This is a genomic window from Rhodoplanes sp., assembly GCF_013377085.1.
Lineage (GTDB): Bacteria > Pseudomonadota > Alphaproteobacteria > Rhizobiales > Xanthobacteraceae > Rhodoplanes.
Genome location: NZ_JACAAX010000002.1, coordinates 150,024 through 172,219, shown reverse-complemented (window position 1 = coordinate 172,219; position 22,196 = coordinate 150,024). Strand labels below are relative to the sequence as shown.

The 22,196-nt window shown below is 69.0% G+C and carries 20 protein-coding genes; 13 read left to right on the top strand and 7 right to left on the bottom strand.

The window, feature by feature from the left end:
* The first annotated feature begins 16 nt into the window (after positions 1 to 16).
* On the top strand, positions 17 to 1,468 hold the full coding sequence (locus HXX10_RS02725) for an amidohydrolase family protein (RefSeq protein ID WP_296519933.1): 1,452 nt from the start codon (positions 17 to 19) through the stop codon (positions 1,466 to 1,468).
* A 10-nt stretch (positions 1,469 to 1,478) separates the two neighbouring features.
* Positions 1,479 to 2,579 carry a ring-opening amidohydrolase gene (locus HXX10_RS02720; protein ID WP_296519932.1) on the top strand — a complete coding sequence of 367 codons (1,101 nt, stop codon included), beginning with the start codon at positions 1,479 to 1,481 and terminating at the stop codon, positions 2,577 to 2,579.
* 200 nt (positions 2,580 to 2,779) lie between these two features.
* Here HXX10_RS02720 and HXX10_RS02715 read toward each other — a convergent pair whose 3' ends face one another.
* Positions 2,780 to 3,706: a LysR family transcriptional regulator gene (locus HXX10_RS02715; RefSeq protein ID WP_296519931.1), complete on the bottom strand. Its 927-nt coding sequence runs from the start codon at positions 3,704 to 3,706 to the stop codon at positions 2,780 to 2,782.
* 152 nt (positions 3,707 to 3,858) lie between these two features.
* Here HXX10_RS02715 and HXX10_RS02710 point away from each other — a divergent pair, with 152 nt between their 5' ends.
* From HXX10_RS02710 to HXX10_RS02695, 4 genes are all read left to right on the top strand, one after another.
* Complete coding sequence (locus tag HXX10_RS02710; protein WP_296519930.1) at positions 3,859 to 4,797, top strand: ring-cleaving dioxygenase; 939 nt, start codon at positions 3,859 to 3,861, stop codon at positions 4,795 to 4,797.
* Positions 4,798 to 5,015: 218 nt separating this feature from the next.
* Positions 5,016 to 5,657, top strand: a complete 642-nt coding sequence (locus tag HXX10_RS02705; protein ID WP_296519929.1) for an alpha/beta hydrolase — start codon at positions 5,016 to 5,018, stop codon at positions 5,655 to 5,657.
* A gap of 51 nt (positions 5,658 to 5,708) precedes the next feature.
* Entirely contained in the window at positions 5,709 to 6,653 is a 945-nt protein-coding gene (locus HXX10_RS02700) for a ring-cleaving dioxygenase (RefSeq protein ID WP_296519928.1), read from the top strand.
* A gap of 181 nt (positions 6,654 to 6,834) precedes the next feature.
* A complete protein-coding gene (locus HXX10_RS02695; protein WP_296519927.1) occupies positions 6,835 to 7,113 on the top strand; it encodes a hypothetical protein in 279 nt (92 codons plus the stop codon).
* A 237-nt stretch (positions 7,114 to 7,350) separates the two neighbouring features.
* On the opposite strand, the gene HXX10_RS02690 is transcribed toward HXX10_RS02695, so the two are convergent.
* Both HXX10_RS02690 and HXX10_RS02685 read right to left on the bottom strand, forming a co-directional pair.
* On the bottom strand, positions 7,351 to 7,749 hold the full coding sequence (locus tag HXX10_RS02690) for a hypothetical protein (protein ID WP_296519926.1): 399 nt from the start codon (positions 7,747 to 7,749) through the stop codon (positions 7,351 to 7,353).
* A gap of 62 nt (positions 7,750 to 7,811) precedes the next feature.
* Positions 7,812 to 8,957, bottom strand: a complete 1,146-nt coding sequence (locus HXX10_RS02685) for a TAXI family TRAP transporter solute-binding subunit (protein WP_296519924.1) — start codon at positions 8,955 to 8,957, stop codon at positions 7,812 to 7,814.
* 436 nt (positions 8,958 to 9,393) lie between these two features.
* Between HXX10_RS02685 and HXX10_RS02680 the strand changes: the two genes are divergently transcribed.
* The 5 genes from HXX10_RS02680 (at position 9,394) to HXX10_RS02660 (ending at position 14,443) form a co-directional block, all read left to right on the top strand.
* The gene (locus HXX10_RS02680; RefSeq protein WP_296519923.1) at positions 9,394 to 10,368 is read left to right on the top strand and encodes a tripartite tricarboxylate transporter substrate binding protein; all 975 of its coding nucleotides are present in this window, start codon (positions 9,394 to 9,396) and stop codon (positions 10,366 to 10,368) included.
* A gap of 190 nt (positions 10,369 to 10,558) precedes the next feature.
* Positions 10,559 to 11,008 (top strand): tripartite tricarboxylate transporter TctB family protein, encoded by a 450-nt coding sequence (locus HXX10_RS02675; RefSeq protein WP_296519922.1) that lies wholly within the window; start codon positions 10,559 to 10,561, stop codon positions 11,006 to 11,008.
* Between the two features lie 13 nt (positions 11,009 to 11,021).
* Positions 11,022 to 12,521: a tripartite tricarboxylate transporter permease gene (locus tag HXX10_RS02670; RefSeq protein ID WP_296519921.1), complete on the top strand. Its 1,500-nt coding sequence runs from the start codon at positions 11,022 to 11,024 to the stop codon at positions 12,519 to 12,521.
* Positions 12,522 to 12,530: 9 nt separating this feature from the next.
* Entirely contained in the window at positions 12,531 to 13,610 is a 1,080-nt protein-coding gene (locus HXX10_RS02665) for a patatin-like phospholipase family protein (RefSeq protein WP_296519920.1), read from the top strand.
* A gap of 107 nt (positions 13,611 to 13,717) precedes the next feature.
* Positions 13,718 to 14,443 carry a hypothetical protein gene (locus HXX10_RS02660; RefSeq protein ID WP_296519919.1) on the top strand — a complete coding sequence of 242 codons (726 nt, stop codon included), beginning with the start codon at positions 13,718 to 13,720 and terminating at the stop codon, positions 14,441 to 14,443.
* On the opposite strand, the gene acnA is transcribed toward HXX10_RS02660, so the two are convergent.
* Both acnA and HXX10_RS02650 read right to left on the bottom strand, forming a co-directional pair.
* Complete coding sequence (acnA, locus tag HXX10_RS02655) at positions 14,404 to 17,064, bottom strand: aconitate hydratase AcnA (protein ID WP_296519918.1); 2,661 nt, start codon at positions 17,062 to 17,064, stop codon at positions 14,404 to 14,406. The genes HXX10_RS02660 and acnA overlap by 40 nt on opposite strands.
* Before the next feature lie 369 nt (positions 17,065 to 17,433).
* The gene (locus HXX10_RS02650) at positions 17,434 to 18,501 is read right to left on the bottom strand and encodes an acyltransferase (protein WP_296519917.1); all 1,068 of its coding nucleotides are present in this window, start codon (positions 18,499 to 18,501) and stop codon (positions 17,434 to 17,436) included.
* On the opposite strand from HXX10_RS02650, the gene HXX10_RS02645 reads away from it, so the two are divergent.
* Together HXX10_RS02645 and HXX10_RS02640 are read left to right on the top strand one after the other, a co-directional pair.
* Complete coding sequence (locus tag HXX10_RS02645; RefSeq protein ID WP_296519916.1) at positions 18,488 to 18,742, top strand: hypothetical protein; 255 nt, start codon at positions 18,488 to 18,490, stop codon at positions 18,740 to 18,742. The genes HXX10_RS02650 and HXX10_RS02645 overlap by 14 nt on opposite strands.
* A 445-nt stretch (positions 18,743 to 19,187) precedes the next feature.
* The gene (locus tag HXX10_RS02640; protein ID WP_367141920.1) at positions 19,188 to 19,982 is read left to right on the top strand and encodes an amidohydrolase; all 795 of its coding nucleotides are present in this window, start codon (positions 19,188 to 19,190) and stop codon (positions 19,980 to 19,982) included.
* A 288-nt stretch (positions 19,983 to 20,270) separates the two neighbouring features.
* Here the strand turns inward: HXX10_RS02640 and HXX10_RS02635 are convergent, their stop codons facing one another.
* Together HXX10_RS02635 and HXX10_RS02630 are read right to left on the bottom strand one after the other, a co-directional pair.
* The gene (locus HXX10_RS02635) at positions 20,271 to 21,017 is read right to left on the bottom strand and encodes a substrate-binding domain-containing protein (protein ID WP_296519913.1); all 747 of its coding nucleotides are present in this window, start codon (positions 21,015 to 21,017) and stop codon (positions 20,271 to 20,273) included.
* A gap of 86 nt (positions 21,018 to 21,103) precedes the next feature.
* Positions 21,104 to 22,087 carry a tripartite tricarboxylate transporter substrate binding protein gene (locus HXX10_RS02630; protein WP_296519912.1) on the bottom strand — a complete coding sequence of 328 codons (984 nt, stop codon included), beginning with the start codon at positions 22,085 to 22,087 and terminating at the stop codon, positions 21,104 to 21,106.
* Positions 22,088 to 22,196 lie beyond the last annotated feature (109 nt).

Below are 22,196 nucleotides of genomic sequence, written 5' to 3'. Positions count from 1 at the left end.
CAGGAGGCCGTTCGTCATGACCACCCGTATCGAGGCCGCGGTTCTTCTCGCCGATCCGGGCGGGCCGACGCAGACGAACCAGACGATTACGGTCGCCGACGGCCGCGTCGCCGCGGTCGCGCCGGCCGCCTCGGCCGCGACCAGCGGCAATTTGGTGATGCCGGCCTTCGTCAACGCGCACGACCATGCCCGCGTGGTGCGCAACAGCCAGATCGGCAATTTCGATGTCGCCCTGGAGGCGTGGCTGCCGCAGCTCGCCGCCATCCCGGCGGTCGATCCGTGGCTCACCGCGGCGGTCGCGTTCGGTCGCAGCGCGTGCGCCGGCATCGCCACCGAGATGGCGCACTACACCCGCGTGCAGGGGCTCACGGCCTATCTCGACGAGGCGCAGGCGGTGGCCAAGGCGGCGCGCGACGTCGGCATCAGGATCGCCTTCGCGGTCCAGTGCCGCGACCGCAACCCGCTGGTCTACGGCGCGCAAGAATCCGTGCTGAAGCGCCTGTCGCCCGCCGCTTGCGCCTGCGTCAGCCAAAAATTCCTGGGCGCGCCGCTGCCGGCGGCCGAGCAGGTGGCGCTGGTCGAGGCGACCGCGGCCGCGATCGAGGGCGACGGCGTCACGGTGCAGTACGGCCCGGCCGGCCCGCAATGGTGCAGCGACGATCTCCTGTCCCGCATCGCCGAGAGCTCGGCCGTGCACGGGCGGCGCGTGCACATGCATCTGCTGGAAAGCCGCTATCAGCGCGCCTGGGCCGACAAGACCTACCCGCAGGGCATTCTCCGGCACCTCGATGCGCTCGGCCTCGTCAACTCGCGCGCCTCCTTCGCGCATGGCACTTGGCTCGGGGCCGACGAAATGGAGCTGATCGCCGCGCGCGACGCCACCATCGTGGTCAACATCTCGTCCAACCTGGTGCTGCGTTCCGGCATTGCGCCGCTCGCCGAAATGCTCAGGCGCGGCTGCCGCGTCGCCATGGGGCTCGACGGCGTCGCCCTCGACGAGCGGGAGGATCCGCTCGCCGAGATGCAGCTCGCCTATCTGCTGCACAAGGGCGAGGGCTTTGAAACCCGCATGTCCCGCGAGCAGGTCTTGCGCTTCGCGCTCGCCGCCGGCCGCTTCGCCGTGCTCGGCGACCAGGACGGCGGCGCGATCGTGCCGGGCGCAGCGGCCGATCTGCTGGTGCTCGACTGGGACGCGCTGACGGCCGACCGGCTCGACGATACCGTGCCGCCGCTCGACACCGTGTTTTCACGCGCCCGCCGCCGGCATGTGAAGGACCTGTACGTCGCTGGCCGCCACGTCGTGCGCGACGGCACCGTCACGGGCGTCGACCTGCCGGCGCTGGAAGCCGAGCTGCTGACCACGCTTCGCCGCCGCTTCGGCGCCACGGCCGACATTCGTGCCGCGCTGCCGGACCTGCGCGCCGCCCTCGGCGCGCACTATCACCCCGATGCCTTCGTGTGTTCCTGAAGAGAGTCCGATGACCCGTCGCGCCTATGTCCATCGCATCTCCGCCACCGCTCCGGACGACGTCTCCGGCATCGAAGCCGCCATCAGGGACGGCCGCGTCGATCCGGCCGGCATCGTCGCCATCTTCGGCAAGACCGAGGGCAACGGCTGCGTCAACGATTTCGCCCGCGGCTTTGCCACCCAGTCGCTCGGCCTGATGCTGCAGCGGTATATGTCGGCCGACGCCGCGCATGCGGTGTGTCTGGTGATGTCGGGCGGCACCGAAGGCGGCATGGCGCCGCACTGGACCGTTTTCGAGCGGCGCGAGACCAACGAGACCGCGACAGGACCGGCGCTCGCCATCGGCCGCACCCGCACGCCGATGCTGCCCTTCGCGGCGCTCGGCCGCGGCGCCGAGGTCGACATGGTGGCCGAAGGCGTGCGCGCCGCGATGAGCGACGCCGGGATCGAGAATCCGGCCGACGTGCATTTCGTCCAGATCAAATGCCCGCTGCTGACGCTGCAGCGGATCGGCGAGGCGGAGGCGAAGGGCGACACCGTCGCGACCCGCGACACGCTCAAGTCCATGGGCCTTTCGCGCGCCGCCAGTGCGCTCGGTGTCGCCGTCGCGCTCGGCGAGATTTTTCGCGACACGATTACCGACGACAAGATCGCGGCCGATTATTCACTTTGGTCCGGCCGCGCCTCGTGCTCGTCGGGCATCGAGCTGTTGGACCATGAGATCGTCGTGCTCGGCTCCTCGCCGGAGTGGGTCGGGCCGCTCGTCGTCGACCATGCCGTGATGAGCGACGGGATCGACGTGGAGCCGGTGCGGGCCGCCCTGCGGCGGCTCGGCTTTGCGGCCGACGGCCAGCTCGGTCCGGCGGAGCGCAGCCGCCTGGTCGCGCTGTTGTCCAAGGCGGAGGCGAGCCACGACGGCAAGCTGCGCGGCCATCGCCACACCATGCTGGACGATTCCGACATCTCGTCGACCCGCCACGCCCGCGCCTTCGTGTGCGGCGCGCTGGCCGGCCTCGTCGGCCATGCCGAGATCTACGTCTCGGGCGGCGCCGAGCACCAGGGCCCCGACGGCGGCGGGCCGGTGGCGGTGATCGCCGAACGGTCGGCCTGAGGGAGGCGAGTCTGTTCCGCTCGTTCCCGCCACATCTCTGCCTCACCGGCGTCATCGCCGGGCTTGACCCGGCGATCCATCCTTCTGCGAACAAGTGTTTTTGCGAAGCGTGATGGATGCGCGGGTCGAGTGTTCAGCCCGAGGACATGGCAAACACCTGTTCGGAGACATGGCTGACGGGTCGTATGGGGAGCCTGGAGCTACGTCCTGTCGGAGGGCTCCTCCCCGGCGATGAAGCGGCGGCGCTTCAGAAGCTCGGTGGCCAAAAAGTCCATGAACACCCGCACGCGGGCGGCCTGGCGCAGGTCCGGATGGGTCAGCAGCCAGAGATCGGCGGCGAGCGCCGGATCGGGCGGGGCGAGGCGCACCAGCGCCCGCCGCGCGTCGCCGATGAAGCAAGGCAGGTGGCCGATGCCGAGCCCATGCTCCACCGCCTCGGCGAGACCGAGCACCGAGTTCACCCGGTAGACGATGCGCTCGGGCGCCACATGGGCGCGGACATACTTCACCGCCTGCAGGGCGGCGAGGTGCTCGCCCAGCGCGATCCAGTCGCGCCCGAACAGGGCCGTCTCGTCGCGCGGCGCGCCGTCCGGAAACTCCGCGGCCCGACCGTACAGGGCCCAGCCGATGGTCGCGGCGCGGCGGCCCACGAGGGTCTCGGGCGGCTGGTCGGTCGCCCGGATCGCCACGTCGGCGTCGCGCTTGGACAGATTGAGGGCCTGGTTCGACAGCACGACGTCGAGCCGCACATCGGGGCAGTGCCGGCGGAAGTCGCCGAACAGCGGCGTGAGCAGATGCACCAGCAGCGAATCGTTGGTGGTCACCCTGAGCTCGCCCGAGGGCGACACCTCATGCCCGGCGATCCGCCGCGTGAAGGCGACGACGTCGTCGTCCATCCGGCGGGCGAGCGCGATCATCTCCTCGCCGGCCGCGGTCGGCGCATAGCCGGTGCGGTGGCGCTCGAACAGCGCCACGCCCAGGGCGGCCTCGATCTGGCCGAGCCGGCGGAACACCGTCGAGTGGTTGACGCCGACCAGGGGCGCTGCAGCCGGCAGGGTGCGCGCGTCGGCGATCGCCTTGATCAGCCGGAAGTCGTCCCAGGCCAGTGTCTTGTGCGAGTCGGGCATCGGGGGCGGACCTTTTGTTCAGCAGTGCAATACAACTGGCCGCTGTGCACATCAAGAATTGCATGGATGCAATGGCGGTGGCGGCGCGGCGCCCCATCTCTGCCCAGACACCGACAGTTTGACGGGGCGATGGCGCCCCGCAGGAGGCTCAGATGCCCCACGGCATTCATCACGTCACGGCGATGGCCGGCCGCGCCCACCGCAATCTCGACATCTATGCCCGCACGCTCGGGCTGCGGCTGGTCAAGAGGACCGTGAACTTCGACGATCCCGGCACCTATCACTTCTATTACGGCGACGAGACCGGGCAGCCCGGCAGCATCGTCACTTTCTTCCCGTGGGAGCATGCCGCGCCCGGTCAGGTCGGCGTCGGCGAGACCATGGAGACGGCGCTGCGCATCCCGGAGACCGCCGTCGCGTTCTGGACCCACCGGCTGGTCGCCGCCGGCCTGCGCCACGAGGCGCCGCAAAAGCGGTTCGGCGAGACGGTGCTGCGGGTCCGCGATCCGGACGGCATGCGGCTGGCGCTCGTCGGCGTGCCCGGCCTCGAGGCCGAGCCGGCCTGGAGCACGGCCGAGATCCCGGCCGAGGCGGCGATCCGCGGGGTCCACAGCGTCGGCCTGCTGCTGGCCGACCCGGCGCCGACGGCCGCGATCCTCACCGACGTGCTCGGCTTCGCCGAGGTCGGCCGCGACGACGAGGTGGTGCGCTATCGCGCCGTCGATGCCAGGGACGCGGGAGTCGGCGCCACCGTCGATCTTCATACGGCCGGCGGCCCGGCGCGCGGGCGGCTCGGTGCCGGCTCGGTTCATCATGTGGCGTTCCGGGCGGCTGACGACGCGGCGCAAGCCGACATGGTCGCGCGCCTCGCCGACCGGCACGGCATCACGACGACCGGGCAGCGCGACCGCAACTATTTCCGCTCGGTCTACTTCCGCGAGCCGGGCGGCGTGCTGTTCGAGATCGCCACCGACCAGCCGGGTTTTGCCGTCGACGAGCCGATCGCGTCCCTCGGCACGGCCCTGAAGTTGCCGCCGCAGCTCGAGCCGCGCCGCGCCGCCATCGAGGCGGTGCTGCCGCAGGTGGCGTGAGTTTTTCGGCCCGGCATGGCGCCGCGCTCCTTCTCCCCGCGTGCGGGGAGAAGGTGGCTCGTCGCGTGGCGGCGAAACGGATGAGGGGGCGTCTCGTGGATGCGGAGGCGCCCCCTCACCCGAGGTCCGCGCTGAGCGCGCGGACCTCGACCTCTCCCCGCGTGGCGGGGAGAGGTAAAGAAAGAGATCACGAGGCCCCCTTCACCCCCGAGGCCCAAATGTCCGTCGTCGCCAAAGACACGTCTGCGCTGAACCTTCACATCCATCGCTTCGAGCCGGCGAAGACGCCGGGTCGTCCGCCTCTGCTGGTGCTGCACGGCACCGGCGGCGACGAGACCGATCTGATCGGGCTCGGCCGCGCCGTCGCGCCCGGCGCGGCGTTGCTGTCGCCGCGCGGCAACGTGCTGGAGGGCGCCGCGCCCCGATTCTTCCGGCGGCTCGCCGAGGGCGTGCTCGACCAGGACGACGTGCGTCGCCGCGCCGCCGACCTCGCTGCGTTCGTGAGCGCAGCGCGTGAGAAATACGGGATCGCGGCGCCGGTCGCGCTCGGCTTCTCCAACGGCGCCAACATCGCCGCCGCGCTGCTGCAGCTTCATCCCGGCACGCTCAGCGGGGCGGTGCTGCTGCGCGTCATGGTGCCGCTCGACTCGGCGCCGCCGACCCAAAAGCTCGACCGCACGCCCGTCCTGATCGTGTCGGGCGATGCCGATCCGATCATGCCGCCGGGCGATCCTGAAAAGCTCGCCGCCGTGCTCGCCGCGGCCGGCGCCGACGTCACGCACCGCACGATTCCGGCCGGGCACGGCCTGACGCAGAGCGATCTCGCGCTCGCCGCAGCCTTCCTGGCGAGGTTGGCCTGATCAATCGGTCCAGCCCGCGCCTGTATCAGATCGCACCGAGGACCTAGAGAAATGCAGCTCACCGGGATCCACCACTTGACTGCCGTCACGGCGGACGCGCGTGAAAACCACGCCTTCTACACCGGGACGCTGGGGCTGCGGCTGGTCAAGAAGACCGTCAACCAGGACGACGTCTCGGCCTATCACCTCTTCTATGCGGATGGCCTCGCCTCGCCCGGCTCCGACCTAACCTTCTTCGACTGGCCGGTCGGGCGCGAGCGGCGCGGCACCCGCAGCATCAGCCGCACCGGCCTGCGGGTAGCCGGCGAGGCGAGCCTCGCCTGGTGGCGGCAGCGCCTTGCCGACGCCGGCGTCGTCCGCGGCGACATCGTGCTGCGCGACGGCCGCGCCACCCTCGATGTCGAGGACCGCGAGGGGCAGCGACTCAGCCTGATCGACGACGGCGGTTCCGGCGAGGCGCATGCCTGGGCCGACAGCCCGGTGCCGGCCGAGCACCAGATCCGCGGCCTCGGGCCGATCACCATCTCGGTGCCGGATCTCGCCCCGACCGACGCGGTGCTCACGGCCGTGATGAACATGACGCCCGCGCGAGATTACGAGACGCCGGGCCACCCCGGGTCGCAGACGCATGTCTATGCGATGGGGGAGGGCGGGGCGGCGGCGGAGCTGCATGTCGCGGTCGAGCCCGGCCTGCCGGTCGCGGCGCCGGGCGCCGGCGGCGTCCATCACGTCGCCTTCCGGGTGCCGGATGCGGCGTATCAGGATTGGGCGGAGCGGTTGCGGCGCATGCGCGTGCCGTCGAGCGGTCCGGTCGACCGCTACTATTTCCGCAGCCTCTATTTCCGTGAGCCGAACGGCATCCTGTTCGAGATCGCCACCGACGGCCCCGGCTTCGCCGTGGACGAGCCGTTGGAGACGCTCGGCCGCACCCTGGCGTTGCCGCCGTTCCTCGAGTCGCGGCGCCGCGAGATCGAGGCCGGCCTCGCGCCCTTGTGACGCGGGGGCGCGAAGCGCGCGACGTATCGCCACGGCTCGGACCAGGTCGCGGCGGCGCGGACGAGTTATGGTAATATCGCCTCAACCGTGTTGCGGCATCGCGCAGACGGTCTGAAGTAATGCGGGCCGGCGCGGTCCGGTCCGGCGGTCTTTTTCCGACGCATCGGATTGGAGTGTCTCAATGCGCATCATCTATGCCCTTGCCGTTGTGGTGTTGACCCTCGTCGTGCTCAACAAGATGCCGTATCCGGGCGCCAAGCAGGTCGTGATGGCACCGCCGAGCCCGGTCGCGGTCGCGGTCGCCGCGACGCCCGCTCCGGCGAAAGCCGCTGAAGCGCCGGCCCCGGCCGTCGTCGCGAAGCCCGAGCCGCCGCGCGTCCAGTATGTCAGCAGCCGCCAGTGCGTGCGCAGCGCGTTCGGCGCGATCAACTGCACCGAGCTGACCACCGTCGTGCGCTGATCCTGCCGGCCTGACGGCTGGAGCGGTTTTCGCTGACGTCGACCCACGCTCCGCTCGTTCCCGCGCAAGCGGGAACCCAGGGTTTGTCTGCCGTGTCGCCCCTGGATCCCCGCCTTCGCGGGGACGAGCGGTAACGATTCGTTCATCGCCACCGGAACCGGCCCCAGGCGTCTGTTGCGTCATCGCGCCGGTTCGCGCCGCGTTGGTGAAACGCGGACGCAGGTCCCGCTGCCGTCGTCAGTCCTTCAGGTCGGCGTCCGAGAAGCTGCCCAGGCGGCTCGTGTCCCGGGCCCGGAACGTGACGGTGCGGAGCATGGTGCCCAAGCCCTCGCCGGTCGCGCAGGCGACCTCCTGGGCCCAGCGGCGGCGCAGCGGCGCGGCCGTCCTGTCCCAATGGCGCTTGTCGACGATCACCGAGACGTTCGGCGGAAACTGGCTGAGCTCGGCGATGATGCCGGTCTCGGTCAGCCGCTTCACCTCGGCGGCGGCGTGCTCGCGGTCGCATCGGTAGGATTCGGACGGTGGTCCGAGGCGGGTCGCCGGCGCCGGCGTGGCGGTCCGGGTCTGGGCGCCCGCGTCCACGGCGCAGAGCACGAGACCCGCGGCTAGCAGCAGGCGTCCCGGTGTGATCGGCATTGGGTTGTCCTCGCTGGTGCGAGAAGGGCGCCGGACGCCCGCCGCGACTCCGGCTCGGTCGGCTATTGCGGCTTCGTGCTTCGCGTCTGCTGCCACTGGAGGAACTGGCGGAACAGCGCCTCACGGTCGCCGTCGGCGCTGGCGCCGGAGCTCGTCAAGAACTCCTGGAAATCATTGCGCAGCGACTTCTGCTGCCGCGCCGAGGTGTCGGCGCGCAGCTTCTGCACCATCCGGTCGGCGACAGCGAACCGCGTCCAGCCCGGCACCGTGGCGGCCGGATTGATCTCGCGCCATTTCGGGTGGAAGGGCGGCTTCTGCAGCTTGTCCCAGTTCTCGAACAGGCGCGTCACCAGCCGCTCGACCTTGGCGTGGCGCGGCGTGTTGGGTGCCCAGTTGTAGACGGCCAGCACGGCCGGCACCCCGATGGTGTCGACGGTGCGGCCCGGCGGCACCAGGCCGGGATACTCTTTGTCGGTGAACTCGCCGATCCCGTAATAGTCCGCCATGCTCTTCGAGAACGGCACCGGCAGAAGGTGCAGGCCGGAGCCGGGCGGGATCTTGGCAAAGAAGTCGACCGGCTTGGTCACCACCCGCACCAGCGCCGAGACGTCGCCGGCGCGGAGCTGCTGCAGCGCGCTCGACTGGTCGATCATCACCTGCTGGACCGGGATGCCGAGCCGCTGGAAGACGATCGTGCCGGTCAGGCTCGAGCCGCTGCCGGCCGGGCCGAAATTGACCTTCTTGCCCTTGAGGTCCTGGATGGTGCGGATGTCCTCGCGGGCCAGGATGTGCAGCTCGGAGATCGGCAGCGACAGGATGTAGTTGACCCGCACCGCCAGGTTCGGGGTGCGCCGCTCGACCCGGAAGTACTCGAACACGTCGGCCTGGGTGACGGCGGCGTCGACGCCCTGGAGATAGAGGAGATCCTCCAGATTGGACGCCGCTCCGTAGGAGACGATCGGCAGGATGCGCAGGTTGTCGCCGTCGTCGAGTGCCTTGGCGAGCTCGTCGACGAACCGCATGTTGGAGCCGTCGAGCAGGCCGCCGGCGACGCCGATCGTCCAGGCGTTCTTGCGTTGGCGGACGATCGCCTCCGGTCCGGAGTCCTGCAGCGATGACGGGATCGATTGGGCCCGCGCCGGGCTCGGCGCCACGTCCGGTACGAGCGCCAGCAGCAAAGCTGCCAGCACGGCTACGCGATACAACATGTCCCCTCCGCCCCCCGGTCGGGTCTACGCATCGCCCGCCCAACGTCAGACAGGCGACAGATCTGCCAGCAGGCGAGAGGTGAGCCTCAGCGGCGCCGAATCCGTGGCTGACCGATGGCATAATCTTGAACACGTATTAGTACGTGCATTTCGACTAGCGTGGCCGGAAAGCGGGGTCGGCTCCCGCCCGGCGGTTGTTCAGAAATGGCGGAATGCGCGGTTATTTGCGGCGGCGCCGCAACGCGGCATCGGCGGGCCGCCGGGGGACCCGGATGCCGGCGTTGCGCTTTCCGGCTTAGACGCCGCCGTTGACTCGCCGTATCATCCGCCAGCCCTGCCGTCCGCTGCGGTGGCATGCTGGACACTCCCGGCCCCGCCGCCGTGCCGCCCCTCGAATGAATTTTCGCCATTAGAGAACGGAATAGCGAGGATGCCGATGCTCCGATCGTTGTGTCTGCTCGTCATGGCCGCGCTCGTCGGCGCAGCCCTGCAGCCCTCCGCCGCCGAGGCCCAAAGCTTCACTCGCGCCGTGCGGATCGTCGTGCCCTATGCGCCGGGCGGCTCGTCCGACATTTTGGCGCGACTCATCGCTCCGAAGTTGCAGGAGGCCATCGGCCAGGCCGTGGTGGTCGAGAACAAGCCGGGCGGCTCGGGCAATATCGGCGCCGACGCGGTCGCCAAGGCGGCCAAGGACGGCCACACCCTGCTGCTGCTCGACGTCGGCACGCTGGCGCTGGCGCCGAGCCTGTTCGCAGACCTCACCTTCGATCCGCAAAAGGATCTGGCGCCGGTCGGCATGATCATGTTCGCGCCCTATGTGCTGGCCGTGGCGCCGCAATTGCCGGTCAAGTCGGTGGCCGAGCTGGTCGCCTATGCCAAGGCCAATCCGGGCAAGGTCGCGGTGGCCAACTCGGGCATCGGTGGCATGAATCACGTCACCCCGATCCGCATCGGCAAGGCGCTCGGCATCGAGTGGAAGAACGTCCCGTACCGGGGCGGCGCCGCGGCGACGCGCGCCGTGGTGTCGGGCGAGAGCCAGGTGATCTTCAACGGCGTCTCGGGCTCGCTGCAGTTCGTCAAGAACGGCCAGCTCGTCGGCCTCGCCGTGTCGGGTCCGGCCCGGCTCGCCTCGGTACCGGACCTGCCGACCTTCGACGAGGCCAAGCTGCCGGCCGGCGATTCCGGCACCTGGCAGGGCCTGATGGTGACGGCCGGCTCGCCGCCCGAGCTGATCGCCAAGCTCGACGCCGAGCTGCGCAAGATCCTGGCGAACCCCGACATCGCCCAGAAGATCGCCGATCTCGGCGGCACCGTGAAGGCGGACGGCCCGGCGGCCTTCAAGGCCTGGCTCGCCGAGAACGTGAAGACGCTGGGCGAGGTCGTGCGCGAGAACGGCATCAAGGGCGAGTGAGGGGCGCGACGAAGGGACGGCTGATCAGTTCGTGGTCATTCCGGGGCGCGCGGGACGCGCGAACCCGGAATCCAGCGATGGACACGGTGCGTCGGGGCTGGATTCCGGGTCTCGGCTGCTCCGCAGCCGAGCCCGGAATGACCGAACGAGAGGGTTCGCCCGAACCTCGAAGAACGGGAAGGATGATCGCATGACCGGTCGCCGCATCGACCTGCAGGATCTGCTGTTCGGCCTCTTCCTGGTCGGCGTCGCCGCCTTCACCACGGTCGCGACGTGGAGCCTGCGGGTCGGCACGGCGGCCAATATGGGGCCCGGCTACATGCCGCGGGCGATCGCCGCCTTGGTGTGCGCCTTCGGCCTGTTCTTCGTCGGGCGCGGGCTCGTCAGCCCGTTCAAGAGCATCGCGCCGCCGCAACCGCGCGCCGTGATCTTCATCCTCGCCGCGGTCGCCGCCTTCGCCGTGCTGGTGACGACGGCCGGGCTGATGATCGCCTCGGTCGTCACCATCGTCATCGCCGGTTTTGCCAGCCGCGAGATGCGCGTCGTCGAGACGGTGCTGTTCGGCAGCGCCATGGCGGTCGGCGCCGTCCTCGTGTTCGTCCAAGCCCTGAAGCTGCCGGTGCCGATCTGGCCCTGGTGAGGAGCCGGCCGCGATGGATCTGTTCAGCAATCTCGCCCTCGGCCTCGCCACCGCGGTGGAGCCGATCAATCTCCTCTACTGCCTGATCGGCGTCGTCATCGGCACCGCCATCGGGGTGCTGCCCGGCATCGGCCCGATCCCGACCGTGGCGCTGCTCTTGCCCTTCACGTTCGGGCTCGACGCCACCTCGGCCTTCATCATGCTGGCCGGCATCTTCTACGGCGCCCAGTACGGCGGCTCGACCACGGCCATCCTGGTCAACGTGCCGGGCGAGACCTCGTCGGTGGTCACCTGCCTCGACGGCCACAAGATGGCGCAGCAGGGCCGCGCCGGGCCGGCGCTCGCCATCGCGGCGATCTCCTCGTTCTATGCCGGCACCATCGCCACCGTGGTCATCTGCCTGCTCAGCCTGCCGCTGTCGGCGCTGGCCCTGAAGTTCACCGCGGTCGAGTATTTCAGCCTGCTGGTGCTCGGCCTCTTGGCCGCCGTCGTGCTGGCGCACGGCTCGGTCATGAAGGCGCTGGCCATGGTGCTGCTCGGCCTGCTGCTCGGGCTGATCGGCATCGACGTGTCGTCGGGCGCCGCCCGCATGACCTTCGGGGTCGCCGAGCTCGGCGACGGCATCGACTTCGTGCCGGTCGCCATGGGCCTGTTCGGGCTGGGCGAGATCATGGCCAATCTCGAGCGGCCGCCGGTACGCCAGGTGGTCAGCCAGAAGGTGCGCGACCTGATCCCGAGCTGGGCGGATCTCAAGGCCAGCTTCCCGGCGATGACGCGCGGCACGCTGATCGGCTGCATTCTCGGCGTGCTGCCGGGCGGCGGTGCGGCGCTGCCGCCGTTCACGGCCTATGCGGTCGAGAAGAAGCTGTCGAAGAACAAGGCGATGTTCGGCCACGGCGCCATCGAGGGCGTCGCCGCGCCGGAGGCCGCCAACAATGCCGGCGCCCAGACCAGCTTCATCCCGCTGCTGACGCTCGGCATCCCGGCCAATGCCCTGATGGCGCTGATGATCGGCGCCCTGATGATGCACGGCATCCAGCCCGGCCCGCAGATCATGACCGAGCAGCCGCAGCTCGTCTGGGGCGTCATCGCCTCGATGTGGGTCGGCAACCTGATGCTCCTGGTGATCAACCTGCCGCTGGTCGGCATCTGGGTGTCGATGCTGAAGATCCCCTACCGGCTGATGTTCCCGGCGATCGCGCTGTTGTGCTGCATCGGCACCTACGGCATCGCCAACAGCGTGTTCAACATCTGGCTGATGCTGGGCTGCGCGCTGGTCGGCTACTTCTTCATCAAGGTCGGCGCCGAGCCGGCGCCGCTGCTGCTCGGCCTCGTGCTCGGCCCGCAGCTCGAGGAGAATTTCCGCCGCGCCATGCTGCTCTCCGACGGCGACCTGCTGGTGTTCCTGCAGCGGCCGATCAGCGCGGTTCTGCTGGTCGTCGCGGCGATGCTGATCCTGGTGCTGCTGTCGCCGACGGTTTTCCGCAAGCGCAAGGAGGCGCTGGCGGAGTAGACTGCCGCCATGACGATCGAGCCATCCGGACAGCCACTCGAGGTCCCGCCGGCCGGGACCAAGCGCGTCAACCTGGCCCTGCAGGGCGGGGGTGCCCACGGCGCCTTCACCTGGGGGGTGATCGATCAGCTCCTCGCCGACGGGCGGCTGCGGATCGAGGGTATCTCCGGCACCTCGGCCGGCGCCGTGAACGCCGTGATGCTGGCCGACGGGCTCGCCCGCGGCGGACCGAAGGAGGCGCAGAAGCGCCTCGCCGACCTGTGGCACGCCGTCAGCACGCGCGGCCAGCTCGACACGATGCAACGGGCCGTGATGGACCGTCTGCTGTCGTTCTTTCCGCTCGAGAGCACGCCGGTGGGGATGTGGTTCGACGCGCTGGGGCGCTTCTTCCCGCCCTACGATCTCCGTCCGCTCGACATCAATCCGCTTCGCGACCTGATCGAACGGTTCGTCGACTTCGACGCGGTGCGCGTCCACGACGCCCTGCAGCTATTTGTCTCGGCCACCGACGTTCACACCGGCCGCCTGCGCGTCTTCTCGCGCGAGAAGATCACGGCCGACGTGATCCTGGCGTCGACCTGCCTGCCGATGCTGTTCCGGGCCGTCGAGATCGGCGGCGTGCCGTACTGGGACGGCGGCTATCTCGGCAATCCGGCGCTCTTTCCATTCTTCCACACCACGGCGACCGAGGACGTGCTGATCGTTCAGCTCAATCCGCTGGAGCGCCGGATGACGCCCACCACGTCCCGCGAAATTCTCGACCGCGTCAACGAGATCAACTTCAATTCCTCGCTGCTCTCCGAGGTCCGCGCCATCGAGTTCGTGGCGCGCCTGATCGACGAGGGCCGCCTGCCGCACGGCACCGCGCCGGGCGAGTACCGCCGCATCAAGCTGCATCGCATCGCGCTCGACGTGATCGGGCACGACCTCACGGCAGCCAGCCGGATGTCGACCGATTTCGAGTTCTTCGAGTTCCTGCGCGACGAGGGCCGGCGCTCGGCGCGCACCTTTCTCGACGCGCATTTCGACGACATCGGCGTGCGCGGCACCGTCGATCTCAGCGCCGAGGCGCGAGCCGAATGGGCCTGACGGCCAGCGCGGTTTTGCAGTGCGGGTCGGTGACCGACCCGCGACCGGTGACAACGATCGGCGTCTTGCGCACAATGGGCGTATCTCTTCACGCTGCGAGGTCCGCCATGCTCCGCCTCGTCGCCGGCACTTTCGTCCTGGTCGGCTCGACCACCGTCGCGCTCGCCCAGCTCACGACGACGCCGGGGCCGGGCGGCATCCCGATCGCGCCCGGCGCACCCGTGCAGGGCTATACGCCGGGCGGGGTCGGCGTCGGCGGCACCACGATCGCGCCCGGCGCCGCGGCCCGCGGCGTGCCGATGTATCGCGAGGCGCCCGGCGGCGTGCCCGTGCTGGTGACGCCGGAGCCCGGAGCGGACGGGCCCGGCTCGGGCCGCCGTCGCGCTGCGCCCGCCGGCGCGTCCGCGGCCGTCCCCGACTGCAGCACGCGCTCCTGCCTGCCGGACTCGCTGCGGCTGACCATCGACAGCGACGAGACTGCACCGGATCGCGCCGCGCCCTCGGACAAGCCGATCGGCTCGCTGCAGGCGCTCGCCGCGGCGCTCCGCACCTGCTGGGTTCCGCCGCCGGGAGACCAGCGCCGGGCCGGCATGCAGATGTCGGTCCGTTTCGGCATGAGTCGCGCCGGCGCCCTGATGGGCGCGCCGCTGGTGACCTATGCGACGCCGGGCGTGAACGCCGACACGCGGCGGGTCTATCGCGACGCCATCACGGCGAGCCTCGACCGCTGCACGCCGCTCCGCTTGTCCGAGGGCTTCGCCGTCGCCGTCGCCGGCCGGCCCCTCAATGTCCGCTATGTCGACGATCGCAAGGCCAAGACCGGCGCGCCCTGACGGTCCGCGGAGTTGGCGGGCTGCGAGGCCCGCCGCAGGATCAGCGGCAGGACGCCGCCGGCGGCGAGGATCTCGATCTCCAGCGACGTCTCGATCGCCGCCGTGGCGACGATGCGGTCGATGCGGCCGTCGCGGCGATGAATCGCGACCGCGACGCTCGCGCGCGGCGCCAGCTTTTCGGGCGCCGCCTCGATCTCGATCTCGTCGCCGCTCGCGAGCGCCAGCGCGGCCGGGCCGGCCTCGGCCGGCAGCCGCAGCGGCAGGATGCCCATGCCGATCAGGTTCGAGCGGTGGATGCGCTCGAAGCCGAGCGCCAGCACGGCCCGCACGCCCAGGAGCGCGACGCCCTTGGCGGCCCAGTCGCGCGACGAGCCCATGCCGTAGCGCTCGCCCGCCACCACCACGACGGAGTAGCCCTCGGCGCGGTAGCGCGCGGCCGCTTCGAACAGCGGCAGCATCGCGCCGCTCGGCGCGTGGATGGTCGAGCCCGGCGGGATCGCCGGGTCGAGGAGGTTGCGGACCGTCTTGTTGGTGAACAGGCCGCGCAGCATCACCTCGAAATTGCCGCGCCGCGCCGCATAGACGTTGAGGTCGGCCGGGTCGTCGCCGCGCCCGACCAGATGGCGTGCCGCCGCGCTGCTCCGCCCGATCGCCCCGGCCGGCGAGATGTGGTCGGTGGTGATGTCGTCGCCGACGACCAGGATCGGATGCGCCCGGAGATGGCCGAGCCGGCTGCCCTCGCCGGCCGAGGCGAAGGGCGCCCGGCGGATATAGGTCGACGCCTCGTCCCACGGAAACAGCGCGCCCGACGGCGCGTCGAGGGTTTCCCACGCCTCGCTCGCCTCGGCCAGGGCATAAGCGGCGTCGTAGTCGGCCGGGTCCGCGGCGGCGGCCGTCGCGGCCTCGATCTCGGCGCTGGTCGGCCACAGTGCGGCGAGATGCACGGGCCGGCCGTCGCGGTCGTGGCCGATCGGATCGGTGAGAATGTCGCGGTCGACGTCGCCGGCGAGCGCATAGGCGACCACCAGGGGCGGCGAGGCGAGGAAGCCCGCCTCGATCTGCGGGTGCACGCGGCCGGGAAAATTGCGGTTGCCGGACAGCACCGCGACGGGAAGGATTCCACGCTCGGCCATGGCGGTCTCGATCGCCGGCGTCAGCGGGCCGGAATTGCCGATGCAGGTGGTGCAGCCGTAGCCGACGATGTCGAAGCCGATCGCCGCGAGATCGTCGAGCACGCCGGCGCGGCGAAGATACCGCTCCGCTGTCGGCGAGCCGGGCGCGAGCGAGGTCTTCACCCAGGCGGGCGGGACGAGTCCGCGCTGCCGCGCCTTGCGGGCCAGCAAACCGGCCGCGACGATCAGGCGCGGATCGGACGTGTTGGTGCAACTGGTGACCGCCGCGATGGCGACGGCGCCATCCGGCGGCGCGCCTGCGTTGGCGTTGCGTGAGGCGTCGAGCGGCCGGATCGCGGCGAGCGCAGTGCGGGTCGCGGCCGGCGACAGCCGGTCCTGCGGGCGCCGCGGGCCGGCGAGGCTCATCTCGACCGCGTCGAGCGCGATCTCGATCTCGTCCGTGTAGCGCGGCCGTGCGTCGGGATCGAACCACAGGCCCTGGCGCTGCGCATAGTCGCGCACCAGCGCGACGTGCTCGGCCGGGCGGCCCGTGGCTGTCAGGTAATCGAGCGTCCGGGCGTCGATCGGGAAATAGCCGGAGTTGGCGCCGAACTCCGGCGTCATGTTGGCGATCACGGCGCGCTCGCTCGCCGACAAGGTGGCGACGCCGGGGCCGAAGAACTCGACGAAGCGGTCGGCGAGATCGAGCCGGCGCAGCCGCTGCGTCACCGTCAGGGCGAGGTCGGTGGCGAGGCAGCCGTCGCGCAACGCTCCGGTGAGCCGCACGCCGACCACGTCGGGCACCCGCAGCGTCGTCGGGACGCCGAACAGCGCGCCCTCGGCCTCCAGCCCGCCGACGCCCCAGGCCAGCACGCCGATGCCGTTGATCATCGGTGTGTGGCTGTCGGTGCCGATCAACGTGTCGGGCATGGCCCACTCGACGCCGTCCTCGACTCCGGTCGTCACCACGCTGGCGAGCCGTTCGAGATTGAGCGTGTGCATGATGCCGGTGCCGGGCGGATGGACGCGCACGCCAGTGAGCGCCCGGGTCGCCCATTTCATCAGCCGGTAGCGCTCGGCATTGCGGTCGAGCTCGCGCGCCATGTTGCGGGCGAGCGCGTCTGCCGTGCCGAAATGGTCGACCGCGATCGAGTGGTCGACCGACACGTCGACCGGCAGGATCGGCGCGAGCCGGGCCGGATCGTGGCCCGCCTCGGCGAGCGCTGCGCGCAGGCCGGCGATGTCGACCAGCGCCGGCACGCAGGTGGTGTCGTGCATCATCACCCGGGTCGGCGAGAACGGGATCTCCGCCTCGCTGGTGCCGGTGTCGAGCCAGGCCAGGATGGCGCCGGCCGCCTCGGGCGCGGCCGGGCCGGCTTTGCGCAGCACGTTCTCGAGCAGGATGCGGTGCAGCCAGGGCAGCCGGGCGAGCTTTGGCCCGGCGAAGGCCGGCAGGTCGACGATGCGATAGGTCCGCTCGCCGCTCGTCAGCGCGCCGAATGTCGTCATGCCGACTCTCGCCTTTCGATCGGGTTGCCGGCCACGGCGGGGACTCTCGAGACTTGGGCGCGTGCCGGGCGCGCGACCGGGTGGCAGCCGAGGGTCCTGCTCGTCGATGCGGGCGAACCGGTCATGACAAAAAACAACCAAGATGGCGGAGAGAGGAGCTCTCCGTCAGCTCCACGGCGCATCCGAGAATCCGCCTGTGACCATGCATCACGGGCGGAACGACTGTCGTCCCCTCTACCGCTGCGGAGACCGGCGCGTCAATCGACGCCGGGCGGGCCGCCGGGATGGACCGACGTGGCGAGAGGGATCTCTCCTCACGCCCCATCCCCGACAATCCGCAGGGGTCCGCCTTCGCCCATGATCACGGCGTCAATGACGGGGTTTCGACGGAGAGGGAAGCAGGCGCAGGCGAGTCATCATTTGAAGCGGCCTCTCTATCCAGAGATAGCTGACTTGCCCGTAAAGGATCGCTGCCGAGAAGAACGCGATGATGGCTGCTCCATTCAGCCAGACGACCTCGCCATGAAGCCCCGCCCAAAGCCTGCCCAAAGCAGATATGGCCAACAAATGAGACAGGTAGATCGAGTAGGACCAATCCCCGATCCGCATCATCCATTTCGGCAACACATGCCTGCCGTCGCGCTCCAAGATCACCGCCCCATAGACGATCAGCGAGGCGGGAATTCCGAATACGACGACGCGGCGCCATTCCACGGCCTCCATGCCGTAGCCCACGGTTTGCGAAAACACGCCGTAAGCAAGACACCAGAATGCCAGACCGACGACAATGGCCGTTTTGGGAAACCGTCCCTGTTGCGACAGGTAAGCCCGTCCAATCAGCGCGCCTGCAATGAACTCCAGCGTCAGCGGATGGAATACGAGCTGAATGGTTGCGGACTCGGACGTCACGTCGAAGGCCCGCCAAGCACACACGGCCCCAAACCATGCGACCAGCATGTGACCCAAAAAGCGCCTTGGGACGAGAAGGAGCAGCCCAAAGGCGACATAAAAATACATCTCGTGGATCAGGCTCCATCCGACCGCGAGCAACGGCATCTGGCCTTGCGGCAAGGGAAGCAGCATGAAGGAGGCCAGCAGGTCGACTTGGTTGCCTTGTGCGTTGTTCACCCAGCTCGGACGGATCAGGAATACGACCAACACCATCAGGCTGTAGAACCAGTAGAGCGGATAGATGCGGGTCACCCGATGGGCAAAAAACTCCATCGCATCGGGCAGCCCCGCACCGGAGTTGCGGGTGACATGAACCATCACGAACCCGGAGATGACGAAAAAGATATCGACGCCGGAAATGCCGATGGACAGAAAGGCAGGGAGGACAGGTTCGCCGGAAAAATACTTTTCCTCGATCTTGGTCAGGTGCGCAATCAGGACAAGCATGACTGCCACGCCGCGCAAGGCTTGGATGTTTTTGACCATTCCAGAATCGATCGCTGCGGGGCTGATCAGGAGGAGAGAGGAGGGGGAATACGCGTGTCACTTGAACGCACGATCAGTATGCACCGAAATGGTGGTGCACATCCAGCGCGACGCCGGGATGGACATGATCGTCACGCGGCTCGCCGGCGCTCCGAAGGTGCCGGCGGAGAGCCATGGCCGGCGATGGGGAACCGAGCATCCGGCCGATGGCCGATCGATCGACCCGCCGAGGCGCGAATGACCGCATGTGTCGGCGATGCATCGGATGCATCTATTGTGGAGTATTAGTCATTTGACGGTTCACCCGCACTGGCCGATTGGGTGAAAGGTCGTGAGGAGTCCCACGTCGCGGGCCGGCAAGGCAGTGGTTTCCAAAACGCCTCGATAGTCGTGCCGCGTCCGGCGATCCACACGCTGTCGCGCAACGAGAGTCGATCAAGACCGAAATCAAGCCCTCCCGCCAGATCCTGTCTCTCCTGACTCCTCGAGGAGATGCCACGATGAACCGTCGAGAAAGCATGATCACGCTCGCAGGCATAACCGCCGGACTTCAGTTGTGCTCACTCCCAGGCGTTTTCGCCGCAGAGGGGCCGGTTCCGACCGCCAAGGCCCCGGCCGTGCCCGGGCCGGTTCCCGATACCCGGAAGCCGGTGTTCCGGATGCCGGCCGGCGCCGTCGACACGCATATGCATATCTATGGACCCATCTCGAAATATCCCTACTCGGAGGATCGGTCGTACACGCCTCCCGAAGCCACGGTGGAAAGCTTCCGCAAGCTCCAGGGCATCCTCGGCGTGCAGCGGGCCGTCATCGTCAACGCCACGATCTACGGGACCAACAACCGCATCGTCACCGACGCCATCGCGGGCAGCAACAACGCCTATCGGGGCATCGCCACCATCGACGACAAGCTGTCCGACCGCGAGCTGGAAGCGCTCGACAAGGCCGGGATCAGGGGATGTCGGTTCACGTTCCTGAGCCGGCTTCGCAACGCCCCGGACACCAGCGTCTTCGATCGCGTCATCGACCAGATCAAGGGCCTGGGCTGGCACGTCGACATCTATCTCGAGGCCGACAAGCTGGACATGTTCGCGCCCCGGCTGCGGAAGCTGCCGATTCCGTATGTCATCGATCACATGGGTGCGATCAAGGTCGCGGACGGGCTCGAGGCGCCCGGCTTCAAGGCGCTGGTCGAGCTGTTCAAGACCGACGAGAAGTGCTGGATGAAGATCACCGGGCCGGAGCGCGCCACGGCGGCGGGGGCTCCGTTCACGGACGTCGTCCCGTTCGCCCGGAAGCTGGTCGAGACGGCGCCCGATCGGGTGCTGTGGGGAACCGACTGGCCGCATCCGAACGTGAAGTTCATGCCCAACGAAGGCGACCAGGTGGATCTCATCCCGCTGTATGCGCCGGACCCCGCGGTCCAGCGCAAGCTCCTCGTCGAGAATCCGCAAAAGCTGTTCAAGTTCGATCCGGTCTGACGGCAATCGAGCCGACGCAACCGGATCTACGTCTGGCAGGGCCGATGCGCCGCGTCAGCGTCGCATCGGCCCGATGACGTTCGGGGTCGAGCCGTCCGGGCGCTTGCGTCGACCGCGTCCTCGGACCTTTCAAGCCTGCAAAACAAAAACTGATCGCGGACGCCGCTCGCGCGGTGCCGCGATCAATTGGTCGGCCTGGTTCCGCGGCGGCAGGGCCGGTTCGACGCTGCCGTCACCAAGCGATCCGTGCTCGTCCAACCAAGCGACGAGACACGGCGTCCGCGCGGTTCAGCCAGGCTCCATGCCGGTTTTCTTGAAGGCCGCCGCACCGGCCGGCGAGACGAGGAACTTGATCCACTCCTTCGCCGCGTCGACGCTTTTTGCGTCGACCATGATGCTTGCGGTGAATTGGGTCATCTGCTGAATGTTTGCGGGCAGCGGGCCGATGATCTCGCAGTCCGGGAAGGCGATCAGCTCGCTCACCTGCTGCAGGCCGATCTCGACCTCGCCGCTGGTGAGTATGCTTCCGACGAAGATGCCGGTCGGGGTCTGCTTGAGCTTGTCCTTGATCTCGTCGGTGATGCCCAGGCGCTGGAACAGGGTGACGAGATAAACGCCGCTCGGACCGGTCGAATAACCGATCGACTTGGCGGCCAGCAGCGTCTTCTTGAACGCCTCGATTGTGCTGATGTCGGGCTTCGGGGCGCCCTTCCGCACGGCGACGACGATTCCCGACTTGGCGAGATCGACGCGGCTGTCGGCCACCACCTTGCCGCTCTTGGTGTGCTCGTCGATCGACGGCCGGGCCATGATCAGCACGTCGTAGGTTTCGCCGGCCGCCAGCCGCTTGTTGATGTCGACCGTTCCCGAGAAGATCGTCGTGACCTTGTGCCCGGAGGCTTTCTCGAACTCCGGAACCAGGGCACGATAAGCCTGCTCGGGCGCCTGGGTGGACATCACTCGTATTTCGGCAGCATTGGCGACGACGGAGAAGAGAAGCGCAATCGCCGTTGCTGCGAGGACGCGGAATTTCATGCTGGTTCTCCATGAGCCATAACGACGGCCGTAAGCCATGCATCACGCGTTGCGCTCGGCCCGCGGGGGCCGAGCGCCCGACACGCTCAGTTCGGCTTCATGCCCGACACCTTCGCGGCTTCGCGGCAGAGCTCGAGGTCGTTCTTGAGGAACGCGATGACCCCGGTCGGGGTCATCAGATCCGGCGTGACCACGTCGATGCCGAGCTTGGCGAACTGGTCCAGCACCAGCTTCGATGCCAGCGCCTTGGCCAGCGCCCCCTGCAGGCGGTCGACGACATCGGACGGCGTTGCGGCCGGCACGAGCAGGGCGACGTAGCTGCCGGCGATGAAATCCGGGACACCGGCCTCGATCATGGTCTGGACGTCGGGCGCCAGCGACGAGCGCTTTTCCGCACCGATCGCGAGAATCCGGACCTTGCCGTCGACATGGAGGGGAAGCGGGATGGAGAATTCCGTCATCGCGGCCCGGGCGCTGCCGCCGATCAGGTCCGGCATCAGGGCTCCGCCGCTGCGGTAGGGCACGTGAACCACGTTGGCGCCGGTCTTGGCGATGAACCGCTCCAGCGTGAAATGGGTGGCGCTGCCGTAACCGCTGGTGGCGACCTCGATCGGGCTGCTCTTCGAGAGGGCAACGAATTCCGCCACGGACTTCACCGGAAGCGACGGCGTCACCACCAGGGCGTGCGGAACGATGCCGGTGAGGCCGATCGGCATGAAATCCTTCAGCGTCTCGTATCCGACCTTGGCCTGGATGAACTGGTTGTTGACCAGCGGACCATTCGGCCCGATCAGGATCGTGTAGCCGTCGGGCGTCGAGCGGGCGACCAGCTCGGCGCCGATGCTTCCCCCCGCGCCGGGGCGGTTCTCGACGACGATCGGCTGACCCAACTGCTCGGTCATGCCCTGGCCCACCAGGCGCGCCACCGTGTCGGCATTTCCGCCCGCCGCGAACGGCACGACAAATCGAATGAAGCGATCCGGAAACGCGGCTCGGGCGGGCCGTGTCAGCAGCAGACCGCCTGCGAGACCACCCGCCGCGGTGATCAAAGTGCGGCGCGATATCGTCATTTGCCCTCTCCTTCGTCTCTAAGCGTCGACGGGGGGCGCCGGAATGGTGCGACGCCCCTTTGTCTCTTCTGAATTATGCGGCATCAAGCACGTGCGAATGGACACCCAC

What these genes read in the sequence shown, in the direction of transcription:
- HXX10_RS02660 (WP_296519919.1), top strand. Translation starts at nt 13,718, where the DNA reads ATGCTCCGCCTCGTCGCCGGCACTTTCGTCCTGGTCGGCTCGACCACC.
- HXX10_RS02665 (WP_296519920.1), top strand. Translation starts at nt 12,531, where the DNA reads ATGACGATCGAGCCATCCGGACAGCCACTCGAGGTCCCGCCGGCCGGG.
- HXX10_RS02700 (WP_296519928.1), top strand. Translation starts at nt 5,709, where the DNA reads ATGCAGCTCACCGGGATCCACCACTTGACTGCCGTCACGGCGGACGCG.
- HXX10_RS02690 (WP_296519926.1), bottom strand. Translation starts at nt 7,749, where the DNA reads ATGCCGATCACACCGGGACGCCTGCTGCTAGCCGCGGGTCTCGTGCTC.
- HXX10_RS02685 (WP_296519924.1), bottom strand. Translation starts at nt 8,957, where the DNA reads ATGTTGTATCGCGTAGCCGTGCTGGCAGCTTTGCTGCTGGCGCTCGTA.
- HXX10_RS02640 (WP_367141920.1), top strand. Translation starts at nt 19,188, where the DNA reads ATGCATATCTATGGACCCATCTCGAAATATCCCTACTCGGAGGATCGG.
- HXX10_RS02645 (WP_296519916.1), top strand. Translation starts at nt 18,488, where the DNA reads ATGTTTTTGACCATTCCAGAATCGATCGCTGCGGGGCTGATCAGGAGG.
- HXX10_RS02695 (WP_296519927.1), top strand. Translation starts at nt 6,835, where the DNA reads ATGCGCATCATCTATGCCCTTGCCGTTGTGGTGTTGACCCTCGTCGTG.
- HXX10_RS02650 (WP_296519917.1), bottom strand. Translation starts at nt 18,501, where the DNA reads ATGGTCAAAAACATCCAAGCCTTGCGCGGCGTGGCAGTCATGCTTGTC.
- HXX10_RS02725 (WP_296519933.1), top strand. Translation starts at nt 17, where the DNA reads ATGACCACCCGTATCGAGGCCGCGGTTCTTCTCGCCGATCCGGGCGGG.
- HXX10_RS02680 (WP_296519923.1), top strand. Translation starts at nt 9,394, where the DNA reads ATGCTCCGATCGTTGTGTCTGCTCGTCATGGCCGCGCTCGTCGGCGCA.
- HXX10_RS02630 (WP_296519912.1), bottom strand. Translation starts at nt 22,087, where the DNA reads ATGACGATATCGCGCCGCACTTTGATCACCGCGGCGGGTGGTCTCGCA.
- HXX10_RS02705 (WP_296519929.1), top strand. Translation starts at nt 5,016, where the DNA reads ATGTCCGTCGTCGCCAAAGACACGTCTGCGCTGAACCTTCACATCCAT.
- HXX10_RS02710 (WP_296519930.1), top strand. Translation starts at nt 3,859, where the DNA reads ATGCCCCACGGCATTCATCACGTCACGGCGATGGCCGGCCGCGCCCAC.
- HXX10_RS02720 (WP_296519932.1), top strand. Translation starts at nt 1,479, where the DNA reads ATGACCCGTCGCGCCTATGTCCATCGCATCTCCGCCACCGCTCCGGAC.
- HXX10_RS02715 (WP_296519931.1), bottom strand. Translation starts at nt 3,706, where the DNA reads ATGCCCGACTCGCACAAGACACTGGCCTGGGACGACTTCCGGCTGATC.
- HXX10_RS02635 (WP_296519913.1), bottom strand. Translation starts at nt 21,017, where the DNA reads ATGAAATTCCGCGTCCTCGCAGCAACGGCGATTGCGCTTCTCTTCTCC.
- acnA (WP_296519918.1), bottom strand. Translation starts at nt 17,064, where the DNA reads ATGACGACATTCGGCGCGCTGACGAGCGGCGAGCGGACCTATCGCATC.
- HXX10_RS02670 (WP_296519921.1), top strand. Translation starts at nt 11,022, where the DNA reads ATGGATCTGTTCAGCAATCTCGCCCTCGGCCTCGCCACCGCGGTGGAG.
- HXX10_RS02675 (WP_296519922.1), top strand. Translation starts at nt 10,559, where the DNA reads ATGACCGGTCGCCGCATCGACCTGCAGGATCTGCTGTTCGGCCTCTTC.